The organism is Dyella japonica DSM 16301 (genome assembly GCF_001010355.1).
In the GTDB taxonomy this organism is placed as follows: Bacteria; Pseudomonadota; Gammaproteobacteria; order Xanthomonadales; family Rhodanobacteraceae; genus Dyella; species Dyella japonica.
Genome location: NZ_JPLA01000036.1, coordinates 1 through 12029, shown reverse-complemented (window position 1 = coordinate 12029; position 12029 = coordinate 1). Strand labels below are relative to the sequence as shown.

Sequence of the window (12029 nt, the reverse complement as noted above, 5' to 3'; positions counted from 1 at the left end):
ATGGGTAGTCCGCCCGGGCATGGATGGTGATGGAACTACTTGAACGACTGGTCACGGTGTTCGCCGAAAACGGCTACCTCGCGGTGTTCATCGCGTTGTTGCTGTGCGGCGCCGGTGTGCCCTTGCCTGAAGACATCACCCTGGTCGCCGGCGGCGTGATCGCCGGACTGGGCTACGCCAATGTGCACACCATGTTCGGCGTCGGCATGGCCGGCGTGCTGATCGGCGATGCCGGCATGTTCCTGCTCGGCCATCATTTCGGCGCGCGCATTCTCAAGATCCGTTTCGTCGCGCGCGTGCTCACGCCGGAGCGCTACGCCAAGGTGCAGGAGAAGTTCGAGCGCTACGGCAATCGCCTGATGTTCATCGCACGCTTCCTGCCGGGCATGCGTACCGCCGTGTTCATCACGGCCGGCTCCACCCATCGCGTGTCGTTCCTGCGCTTCTTCCTGCTCGATGGACTGGCCGCACTCATCAGCGTGCCGATCTGGGTTTATCTGGGCTATCTGGGCGCCGACAACCACGAGTGGCTGGCCATGTGGATCCACCGCGGCCAGAACGGCCTGTGGCTGGTCGGCGGCGCTGCGCTGATCGTGGCGCTCGTGCTGTGGTGGCGGCACAAGCGCCGCGTGGCCTGCGAATCGGGTTCGCGCTGAAGCATCCAATGCCGGTCTGACGCCGGCAGCCGTCTGCGCTCAGGGCGACTTCACCTCCGCCACGCTGCCTGCATCCTGCCGGTGCCACCAGCCGCCGCCCAGCGACTGGAACAGCGCCACCGTATCGGCATAGCGCGCCGCCCTCGCCTGCACCAGGTTCAGCGCGGCCTGCTGCCAGGTCAGCTGAGCATTGAGCATGGCGCTTTCGCTGATGTCGCCCAGCGCCAATTGACGCCTGGCGATATCGAGGCTGTGCGCGGCGGCCTGTTCGGCGCGCTCGGCGGCGGCGAGTGAGCGGGCGTCCGCATCGATCGCGTGCAAGGTGTCGGCCACGTTCTGCACGGCGCCGAGCACGGTGCTGCGGTATTGCGCCGCCGCCTGTCGATAGGCCGCTTCCGCGCCGCGCTGCTTGTGCTTGAGCGTGCCGCCGTCGAACAGCGGTTGCGTCACCGACGCGCCCACTGCCCAGAAGCCGCTGGCCGCGGTGAACAGTTGGCTGGTCTTCTCCGAGGCCGTGCCCAGCGACGCATTGATCTGCACATTGGGCAGGCGATTGGCGATCGCCACGCCGACCTGCGCGCTGGCCGAATGCAGCTGCTCTTCGGAAGCACGCACGTCGGGGCGCTGTTCGACCAGTTGGGCCGGCAGGCTCAGCGGCAACTGCGTGGGCAGTTGCAATCCGTCGAGGTCAAACTGCGCATCGATACGCTGGTCCGGCGTGCGTCCTGTCAGCGTGGCCAGCAGATCGCGCTGCTGCGCGAGTTGCTTGTCCAGCGGCGGCAGGCTGGCGCGGCTCTGCTCCAGCGTGGCGACCTGCGCGGCCACGGCGGCATCGGACACGTCGCCCAAGGCCTGCTGGCGCTGCAAGGTGGCAAGAATCTTCTCCTGCTCGTCGATGATCTTGTGGGTCAGCTCGATCTGCGCACGCAGCGAGGCCTCCTGGATGGCGGTATTCACCACATTGCTGGTCAGGCTCAGATAAGTCGCCTCCAGCTGGAAGCGCTGCGCGTTGGCCTGTGCCGTGAGCGATTCCACCTGCCGGCGGTTGGCGCCCCAGATATCGAGCATGTAGGACACGCTTACCTGCGCCGTGGTCAGCGTGTACAGGTCGGCATTCGACGCCACGCCGCTGGCTACGTCGTTGGCGTCGTCCTGGCGTGTGGGATTTACGCTCGCGTTGACCGTCGGGAAATACGCCCCGCGCTGCGCATACACCGATTCCCACGCCGCCTGCAGCGACGCGTGGGCGGCCTCGATATCGGCATTGTGCTTGAGCGCGTCGTCGATCAGGCCATTGAGCGACGCGGAGTGAAACAGTGTCCACCACTGCCCGGGGATATCCATCGAGGCGAGCACATGCTGCGCCTCGCCGCCTGGTCCAGCGGCCGATGCCGTGTCGCTGGCCATCGGCGTGGGCGAGTACGACTGTGCCTGCGGCGTCTGCGGCCGCTGGTAGTCGGGACCCACCGCGCAGCCGGTCAAGGTGATGGCCACGGCCATAGCGAGTGTGTGGTGCAGCGAACGACGAAGCTTGGTCTTGATCATGATCACAGCTCCCGTGAGGGATGCGGACGGTGCTTGCGACGATGGCGCTCGATATAGCGCTCAACGGCGAAGTAAAACCCGGGAAGGATGAAAAGCGTCAGCAGCGTGGCAATGGGCAAGCCACCGACCACGACAGTGGCGAGACCGCGTTGTACGTCGGTGCCCACACCGGTGGCAAGCGCGGCGGGCAACATGCCCACGCTGGCCACGGTGGCCGTCATCAGCACGGGGCGAAAGCGTTCGGTCGCGCCTTCCAGTACCGCATCGCGCAGCCCATGGCCGTGCTTACGCACGCGATTGATGTTGGCGATCATGATGATGCCGTTCTGCACCGCCACGCCAAACAGCGCGATGAAGCCGACCGCTGTGGCGATATTCAAGGTCTCGCCGCGCAGGTGCAGCGAGATGAGCCCGCCCACGGTGGCGAGCGGCACCACCGCCAATACCAGCACCGCCTGGTGCAGCTTGCCGAACTCGGCAAACAGGAACACCAGCATGATGCCCATCACCAACGCCATCACCACCACAAGACGCGCCTGGGCGCGCTTCTGGTTCTCGAACGTGCCGGCCCATTGCAGCTGATAGTTCTGCTTGTCGAAATGCACCTTGGCGTCGATCTGCTGCTGCGCGTCGGCCAGGTATTCGGATAGCGCGCGATCGCGGTTGTCCACGCGGATGGTCAGCTGGCGCCTGCCCTGTTCGTGCGCGATGGTGCTCTCGCCGGTCTTGAAGCGGATATCCGCGACCTGCTTCAAGGGCACCTGCGCGCCGCTGGCGGAACTCAATGGCAACTGGCCGATCGCTTCGAGGTTGTTGGCCGTCTCGTTCGAAACACGCGTGGTCACGTTGTAGATGCGGTCGCCCACATAGACCTGGGTCACCGGCGTACCGCCGATGGCCGTCTGGATCAGGTTGCTGATGTCGCCGATATTGATGCCGTAGCGCGCCGCCGCATCGCGATCGGCCGTGATCGCCAGCTGCGGGATCGGCGGCTCCTGGAAGATCGACGCCTCCGCCGTGCCGCGCACGCCATGCAGCACATCGACAATCTGGTTGCCAACGCGGCGCAGCTCGCTGAAATCGTCGCCGTAGATGCGCAGCACCAGCGGGCTGTGCGCGCCGCCGATCATGTCGTTCTCGCCATCGACGATGGGCTGGCTGATGCCTACCGACACACCGGGGATCTGCTGCATGCGGGCGTTGAAGCGGCGCAGGAAGGCCGCCTTGTCCTCGCCATGCGGCCAGGTGTCGTAGGGCTTGAGCCCGACGCCCGCCTCCACATGCGACGGCGTCCACGGATCGGTGCCGCTGTCGTTGCGGCCAAGCTGGGTCACCACGTACGACACTTCGGGAAACTCGCGGATCACCCGGCGCAGGTCGGCGGTCATCTCGCTGGCCTTGTCCAGCGACAGGCCCGAGGGCATCTGCACCTGCAGCCACAGCGATCCTTCATCCAGGTCAGGCAGGAACTCGCGGCCGATGGTGGCGCCCAGCAGCAGCACGCCGACGAAGGCGATGCCCGCCACCGCGTAGACCACGGGCAACTTGCCCAGCAGCTTGGCCAGCCAGGCTGTATAGCCCGCCTGCAGCCGCTCCAGCGGCTTGTTGCGGAACAGCTTGCGCGGCTTGCGCAGCGCGAAGTACGCCAGGCCGGGCGTCAGAGTGACCGTGCACAGCAGCGCCGCCAGCAGCGCATAGCCCACGGTGAATGCCATCGGCCGGAACAGCTTGCCCTCGGCGTGTTCGAACGCAAACAGCGGCAGATACGCCGTGATGATGATCAGCGTGGCGAAGAAGATCGAGCGACCCACATGCTTGGTCACCGTCATCACGTCATCTTCGGTAAGCACCGAATTCGGCCGCTCCTCGCGGCGCCGCAGGATCGCTTCGGTCACCACGATGGTGCCATCCACGATCACGCCGAAGTCGATCGCACCCAGCGAGAACAGGTTCGCCGGCATATGGGTGAACTGCATCAGGATGAACACGGTCACCAGCGACATGGGAATGGCCACCGCGGCCACCATGGCCGAGCGCGGGCTGCCCAGGAACAGGATCAGCACGATGCACACCAGGCCCACGCCTTCCATCACGGTGTGCAGCACCTTGTCCTTGGTCGCGTTCACCAGGTCGTCGCGGTCGATGTACGGCACGATGCGCACATCCTGTGCCGCCAGCTGCTTGTTGAGGTCGGCCACGGTGGCGTGGATGCTCTCCAGCACGCGCGACGGGTTCTCGTACTTCAGCAGGTCGACGATGCCCTCGATGGTGTCCGGATTGCTGTCCTTGCCGAGGATGCCCTGGCGCACCTGATGGCCGTATTGCAGCTTGCCGAGGTCACCCACCAGCACGGGCACGCCGTTGCTCTGCGTGACCACGATGTCGCCCAGCTCCTTCAGCGTGTGCACCATGCCGATGCCGCGCACGATATACGACTGATCGCCGCGCGTGATGCGTCCACCACCGGCATTGGCCGTGTTGGAGGAGATCGCGCTGGTCACCTGGTTCACGCTGACGCCGTAGTGCAGCAGCTGCGAGGGATCGAGCTCCAGCTGGAACTCCTTGGTGAAGCCGCCAAAGATATCCACGTTGGCGACGCCAGGGATCTTCTGCAGCGCCGGTATCACCACCCAGCTCTGCAGCTCCGACAGCTGCATCAGGTTCTTGCTGTTGGACTCCAGCGTGTAGCGGTAGATCTCACCCGCCGGTCCGGACACAGGATCGAGGCTGGGCGTGATGCCCGGCGGCAGCGTGGCCTGCGCGATGCGCTCCGTCACGCGCTGGCGTTCCCAGTAGTCCTCGGCGCCGTCCTTGAACACCAGCGTGATCAGCGACAGGCCGAACGTGCTGCTCGAGCGCATGGCGACCAGGCCCGGCGTGCCAGCCAGCGCACGTTCCAGCGGCGTGGTGATCTGCTGCTCGATCTCTTCGGCGGCCAGCCCCGGCACCTGGGTGGTGACCTGCGCGGTGACGTCGCTCAGTTCCGGGTAGGCCTCGATGGCGAGCTGCGTCCACGAGTAGTAGCCGAAGCACAGCACCAGCACCGACACCACGATGAAGATCACGCGCTTCTGGAAGCAGAAGTGGAAGATCGCGTTAATCATTGAGCAGGACTCCGCCCTTCACCACCACGCGATCGCCAGCCTTCAATCCCTTGACCACGCGCGCACCGGCTGTTTCGTCGTAGCTCAGCACCACCGTGCGCCGCTCGAACGCCCACGGCGACACCTCCACGAACACGGTGGTGTTGTCGTTGTTCATCAGCAGCGCGGACTCGGGCACGAACACCTGCGCCGGCTGCGGTACGGCGATGCTGGCCTTGGCGAACATATTGGGCTTTAGACGTCCGTCTGCATTGCCGAACACCGCGCGCACCATGTCGCGGCGCGTGTCGGCCTGCAGCACCTGGCTGACGAAGCCCACCTGGCCGTGGAATACCTGATCGGGATAAGCCGAGAGCGTCGCATCGACGTTCTGACCCTTGCTGATGCCACCCACATCGGCCTCCGGCACGTTCGCCGTGATCCATACCGAATCCAGATCGGCGATCGTCATCACAGGCGTGGTGGTGTCATTCGCATACGTGCCGGGTGCGGCCGACAACACCGTTACATAGCCGCTCACCGGCGCGGTGATGCGGATGCTGCGCGAAGGGCCGGTCTGCCCGGCGGCATTGATCGATTGCAGACGCGTCTGCGCACGCTCGAGTTCAGCCTGGGCCTGGGCGTAGGTGCTCTGCGCGGATTCCAGATCTTTCACCGCATTGCCGCCGGCCTGTTGTACGCCGCGCGCCCGATCGAGTCCCTTCTTCGCCAGCGCCAGTGCATCGTTGGCTTTGGCGACATCGGCATAGGCCTGGGCCATATCACCGGAATCGATCACCGCCAGCAACTGATTGCGCACGACGTGATCGCCCAACCCCACCTTGAGCTCGGCAATGCGGCCGGTGAGCGGTACTACGACGTTCGCCGTGCGCGCCGGGTCTGATTCCACCGTGGCAGGAAACACCATCGCATGGGGGGCGGCGCGCATCTCGACAGGTGCGATGCCGAGCGCCCTGCGCAACGGCGAGTCGGCAGGAACACGCAGTACGCCATGGTCTTCCACGAAGGGCGGCGACGGCGCCTGATCGTCGGCGCGGTGTGAACACGCTGCCAGGGACAAGCCGGCGAGAGCAATGAAGATGGAGGTAAGGCGATGCGTCATGGGTCTTCCCCTTGCAGTACTTGGCATGCCTGCCCGTCACGGTCATCGACCATGAGGCAGCGTTTGCGAAGGGGGATGGCGCGCGTCTCCTGAAGGAGACCGAGCGCATGACCCGCTCGCGGACTGACCGTTGCCGGCCGCCGCGTGCGGGTGTCACTCCAGAGGGAGTGAACGCAGTAGCGGGGTCGACACGATCAGCAAGAATTTTCGATGTCAGTCGATGGGTCCGGGTCCAATGTGCCGCTGCTCCGTTACAAGTTGAGTACGTTATCCAATGAGGCTTACGTCAGGTCGTCGCGGGCTCGCGAACAAGGCGATCCTGCAGCAATCCGGCGCGCTCCAAGGGCAGATAGGCGAGTGCTGCCAGATGCGAGTGAATGCGCTTGAGGTCGCGCAGGATGCGCAGATAGACGTCTCCGCCGCCACCGCCATCGCGACGTTCGCGCAGCGCGCGGATATGGCGCTCCGACGCTTCGTTCTCCAGCTTCCACAGCACTTCCTTGCGCGCCATCAGCTGCTGCGCTGCACGCACATCGCCGCGCAGGAACACGGTGAGGCCCAGGCGCAGGCTTTCCATCACCTGCGTGTGCATCAAGGCCAGGTCCTGGATGTCTTCGGCTGAAAAATCCTGGCCGCGTTCGGCCTTCTTGGCGGCGAACTCCATCAGGTTGTTGGCGGTGATGTCGCCGATGTGTTCGATGTTGATCACGAACGCGAGGATCTCCTGGCTGCGTTCGCCGTCCTCTTCGTTCAAGGCCTCGCCATTGAGGTCGGCGAGATATTCGCGGATGGCCATGCCGAGTCGATCCAGCGAGGTGTCCATGCGGCTGATCGCCGTGGCCCGCACGCGATCGTCCTTGCCGAACACTTCTACCAGCCCCGTGAGCATGCCTTCGACCATGTCGGCCATGCGCATCGATTCGCGCGCGGCGTTCGCCAGCGCAACGTTCGCCGATTCCAGCGCGCCCTCGTCGAGGTATTGCGGCACGCCGGGATCGTTCGGCTTGGGCGGTTCGGGCAGCAGGCGCACCAGCAGGCGCGCCAAACTATCCACCGGCCCGATGAAGATCAGCGCGAGCGCCAGGTTGAAGGCCGTATGGAAGTTCACCACGATGCGCGCCGGCGACGCACCCAGCGGCGCGAGCCAGTGCGCCAGCAGCGGCAACATCGGCAGGCAGACGATGCAGCCGAACGCGCGCACCATCAGGTTGCCCATCGGCAGACGACGCGCGACCGGCGTGTGCGCCTCCATCAAGGCGGGAATGGTGCCGCCGAGGTTGGCGCCGAGCACGAGCGCCAATGCACCCGGCGCATCGACCACGCCTGCCGTGGCCAGCGAGACGATCAACAGCACCACCGCGACGCTCGAATGACAGGCCCAGGTGAGCAGCGCTGCCACCAGCATCGCCAGTACCGGCTCGCTGGCCAGGCTCTGCAGGATGGCGCGCAGCACCTGCGCGTTCTCCACTGGCGCCATTGCACCCACCAGGAGATGCAGCGCCAGCAGCATCAGCCCCAGGCCGATCGAGACGCGGCCGATGTTCTCGTAACTCACATCGTCGGTGCGGCGATGGATGGTGAAGCCGATCAGGATCAGCACCGGCGCCACCACGGCGATATCGAACGACATCACCTGCACGATCAGCGTCGTACCCACATTGGCGCCCAACATCACGGCCAGCCCCGGCGCGAGACCGAGAAAGCCGCTTGCAGCAAACGAGGTGGCCATCAAGCCGGTGGCCGTACTGCTTTGGAGGATGGCCGTGACGCACACGCCAAAACCCAGCGCGGCCGGACGATGGCCGAGGTAACGACCCATCCAGCGACGCAAGGCGCTGCCGTAGCCACGCAGCACGCCGCTGGTGACCATGTGCGTGCCCCACAGCAGCAGGGCGACGTAGCCGGCGATATCGAGCAGAGCGAAGGTGCCTTTCATGGCGTGACCTCCTTGGATAAGCGGAATGCAGGAAGCATCCACGGACTTCCTTGCGGGAGTCTTTGGTGGAATGGATGGCGATGATGAGAGCGTCGTCCATGGACGCTCTTCGATAACGCAGCGGACGACTATTTTGCCGTCACTCCGGTGCAGGCCGGAATGACGAATCAGGCAGGCGCGGCCGGCATGACCGCCGCGCCCTCACCTCACAACCAGCGCCCGTACCGCTTGATGTAGACCAGCTTCACCAGCTGCGTCAGCACGCAGTACGTGAGCACGGTCAGCGCGAGCCAGCCGAAATAGATACCCGGCAGCGGCACCATGCCCAGCTTGCCGCCGATCGCCGTGAACGGTATCAGCATGCCGATGATGATGATCGCCGTGGTCAGCGCCAGCACCGGCGCCGAAGCGATGCTCTGCAGGAACGGAATGCGGCGCGTGCGGATCATGTGCACGATCAGCGTCTGCGTGAGCAGGCTCTCGATGAACCAGCCCGACTGGAAGAACGACTGGTGCGCGTTCGAATTGGCGCCGAACAGATACCACAGCAGCAGGAAGGTGGTGATGTCGAAGATCGAGCTGACCGGTCCGATCCACACCATGAAGCGGCCGATATCGCTGGCGTCCCACTTGCGCGGCTTGCGCAGGTATTCGTCGTCCATGCGGTCGAACGGGATCGACAGCTGCGAGATGTCGTACAGCAGGTTGAGCACCAGGATCTGCAGCGGCAACATCGGCAGGAACGGCAGGAACGCACTCGCCACCAGCACCGAGAACATGTTGCCGAAGTTGGAGCTGGCGGTCATCTTGATGTACTTGATGATGTTGCCGAAGGTCACGCGACCTTCCAGCACGCCCTCTTCCAGCACCATCAGGTTCTTCTCGAGCAGGATGATGTCCGCCGATTCCTTGGCGATATCGGTGGCGGTATCCACCGAGATGCCCACGTCCGCTTCGCGCAGCGCCGGTGCATCGTTGATGCCGTCGCCGAGGAAGCCCACGGTGTGGCCCTGGCGCTGCAGCGACTTCACCACGCGCGCCTTCTGCAGCGGCGACATCTTGGCGAACACGGTGGTGCGCTTGACCAGCGCATCGAGCTCGTCGTCGTTCAAGGGCTCGATATGCTTGCCTTGCGCGGAGTGCTCCACGTTCAGGCCCACTTCGCGGCAGATCTTGCGCGTCACCGCTTCGTTGTCGCCGGTGATCACCTTCACTTCGACGCCATGGTGATGCAGGGCTGCGATGGCGGTGGCCGCGCTGTCCTTCGGCGGATCGAGGAAGGCGAGGCAGCCGACGGCGGTGAGTCCACTTTCGTCAGCCACGCCATAGGCGCGACCCGCCGGCGGCTGGCGCTTGATCGCCACCACCAGCACGCGCAAGCCGTCCTCGTTGAGACCGCGCGTCATCGCCTTGATCTCGGCGCGCATCTCGTCCGTCATCGGCACGATCGCGTCTTCCGTCTTGGCGGAGGAGCAGATCGAGAGCATTTCCTCGACCGCGCCCTTGCACACCAGCAGCTCGTTGCCGTCGCCATTGCCCAGCACCACCGACATGCGGCGGCGCTGGAAGTCGAACGGGATCTCATCGACGATGCGGTAGTGCTGCGCGACTACTTCGAGGTCGCGATGGGTCAGCACCGCCTTGTCCATCAGGTTCTTCAGGCCGGTCTGGAAGCGGCTGTTGAGGTAGCCGTATTCCAGCGCCTCGTCCGATTCTTCGCCGTAGAGATCCAGGTGACGCTCGAGCACGATCTTGTCGAGCGTCAGCGTGCCGGTCTTGTCGGTGCACAGCACGTCCATCGCACCGAAGTTCTGGATCGCGTTGAGGCGCTTGACCACGACCTTGCGCTTGGACATCGCCAGCGCGCCCTTGGCGAGGTTCGCCGTCACGATCAGCGGCAGCATCTCGGGCGTCAGGCCCACCGCCACCGACAGCGCGAACAGGAAGGCTTCCCAGAAGCTGCCCTTGTCGTACCAGTTGATCGCCAGGACGATCGGCACCATCACCAGCATGAAGCGGATCAGCAGCCAGCTGACGCTGTTCACGCCGCGGTCGAAGCTGGTCTGCACTCGCTCGCCCACGATGGTGCGCGCCAGCGAGCCGAGGTAGGTACGCGAACCGGTGGCGACCACCACGGCGGTCGCGCTGCCGCTCACCACGTTGGTGCCCATGTAGCAGACGGTGGGCAGGTCCAGCGGATTGTCAGCGTGCTGGCTGCCTTCCATTTCGTCGGTGCCGTGCAGATGCGCGGGCGCGGACTTCTCCACCGGCAGCGATTCGCCGGTGAGGATGGCCTGGCTGATGAACAGATCCTTCGCCGACACCAGGCGCAAATCCGCGGGCACCATGTCGCCGGCGGCGAGATGCACGATGTCGCCGGCAACCAGTTCGCCCACCGGCACTTCGATGCGCTCGCTATGGCCGTCCGATGCCCGGCGCGTCACCGTGGCGGTGTTGCGCACCATCGCCTTGAGTTTTTCGGCGGCCTTCGAGGAACGGTATTCCTGGGTGAAGCTCAGCACCACGCTGATGCCCACCATCACCGCGATGATGATCGGCCCGGTCAGGTCGGAGCTGTCCGTCGCCAGCTGCACGATGGCCAGCACCAGCAGCACGATGATGAACGGGTTCTTGAACGCCGTGAGCAGCTGCACCGACCAGTGCGGCGGCTTCTCGTGCGACACCTCGTTGAGGCCATCGCGGTCCAGCCGCTCGGAGATCTGCTCTTCGTTCAGACCGGCGGCGCTGGTATCGAGCGCCGCGTACAGCGCCTCGTTGTGGCGGAACGCTTCCTGCGCGACGGCCACGCGCACCGGCGCGGCGGCGCTCGTGCCGGCCGCCTTGCCTGCGACGGTCTGGGTGGAGTGCTTCAACATGACTCGCTTCCGTGAAATCGGTGACATCTGAGCCGGACCAGCGAGCCGGCGGGGTCTATCCCGCGCGTGACGCCAATGCCTGCGCTACGAACTTCGTCGCCATCGACGCCCGCGGACTGGTGGGGGCCAGCCCTTGCGCGGCAGCTCGAGGCGCGGCGAGGTTTTCATCAGTGACTGGATACCAGCTGCAGATGACGATGCGCTTGCGAAATGGCATGTTCCTGCCAACGCGCGGCCTGGCGGCCGTGCGGGGCATCGGAAGGACGAAGGTCGGACGACGGGGCAGCCGGCGCCTCGCCCAGCGGGGCGGGCACGGTGATCGTCCAGGAACGGCGGGTATCCGCACGACGGCTCGCCAGCGCGCGGGGTGCAACGCGCAGACGGAAGAATTCGCGAAGGAGCTTCATGGCCCTTTCTCCTCGTTAACGGCGCCAACAGCGCCGTCAGAGGTGGGCCGGTCTTCCCTAGTCCAGGAAAGCGCCAGCCGACCGCAGGCGGTCGCCGCAGCAGATCAGCTTGTTATGCAATGCCGGCACCCGATGCTCGCGGATGTCGACGTTGCGACTAGGGTAAACGTCCATATGCCTTGGGTTGATAGGACAGAGGCTACGTGGGGCGTAACGCCCGGTAGCGGGCGAATTGTCTTGCTGCGGTGCGCAAGTGTCAACCCTGTGACGGGGATTTGGGGGGCGAAAGTTGTTGCGGTTGGGGGTGGGTGTGGTTTGGGTGTGAGGCTGAGGTTGGGCAGCTTTCGCTCGTCTTCCCGGCGCGGGCCGGAGGCGCTTTTCGACAGTCGAATGGCTGGTCCTC

7 protein-coding genes are annotated in these 12029 nt (G+C 65.1%); 1 reads left to right on the top strand and 6 read right to left on the bottom strand.

Features of this window, described 5'->3' with window-relative positions; genetic code table 11:
* Positions 1–29: 29 nt before the first annotated feature.
* Positions 30–656, top strand: coding sequence for a DedA family protein (locus Y882_RS13085; protein WP_046972420.1), 627 nt, complete (start codon positions 30–32; stop codon positions 654–656).
* A 39-nt stretch (positions 657–695) separates the two neighbouring features.
* Here the strand turns inward: Y882_RS13085 and Y882_RS13080 are convergent, their stop codons facing one another.
* The 6 genes from Y882_RS13080 to Y882_RS13055 form a co-directional block, all read right to left on the bottom strand.
* A complete protein-coding gene (locus Y882_RS13080; RefSeq protein WP_046972378.1) occupies positions 696–2201 on the bottom strand; it encodes an efflux transporter outer membrane subunit in 1506 nt (501 codons plus the stop codon).
* A 2-nt stretch (positions 2202–2203) separates the two neighbouring features.
* Entirely contained in the window at positions 2204–5305 is a 3102-nt protein-coding gene (locus Y882_RS13075; RefSeq protein ID WP_046972377.1) for an efflux RND transporter permease subunit, read from the bottom strand.
* The gene (locus Y882_RS13070) at positions 5298–6407 is read right to left on the bottom strand and encodes an efflux RND transporter periplasmic adaptor subunit (protein WP_046972376.1); all 1110 of its coding nucleotides are present in this window, start codon (positions 6405–6407) and stop codon (positions 5298–5300) included. The genes Y882_RS13075 and Y882_RS13070 overlap by 8 nt, the downstream gene beginning before the upstream one ends.
* A 286-nt stretch (positions 6408–6693) precedes the next feature.
* Positions 6694–8343 carry a Na/Pi cotransporter family protein gene (locus Y882_RS13065; protein ID WP_046972375.1) on the bottom strand — a complete coding sequence of 550 codons (1650 nt, stop codon included), beginning with the start codon at positions 8341–8343 and terminating at the stop codon, positions 6694–6696.
* Positions 8344–8549: 206 nt separating this feature from the next.
* Positions 8550–11219: a magnesium-translocating P-type ATPase gene (mgtA, locus tag Y882_RS13060; protein WP_046972374.1), complete on the bottom strand. Its 2670-nt coding sequence runs from the start codon at positions 11217–11219 to the stop codon at positions 8550–8552.
* A 167-nt stretch (positions 11220–11386) separates the two neighbouring features.
* Positions 11387–11626 (bottom strand): hypothetical protein, encoded by a 240-nt coding sequence (locus tag Y882_RS13055; RefSeq protein WP_046972373.1) that lies wholly within the window; start codon positions 11624–11626, stop codon positions 11387–11389.
* Positions 11627–12029: the final 403 nt, after the last annotated feature.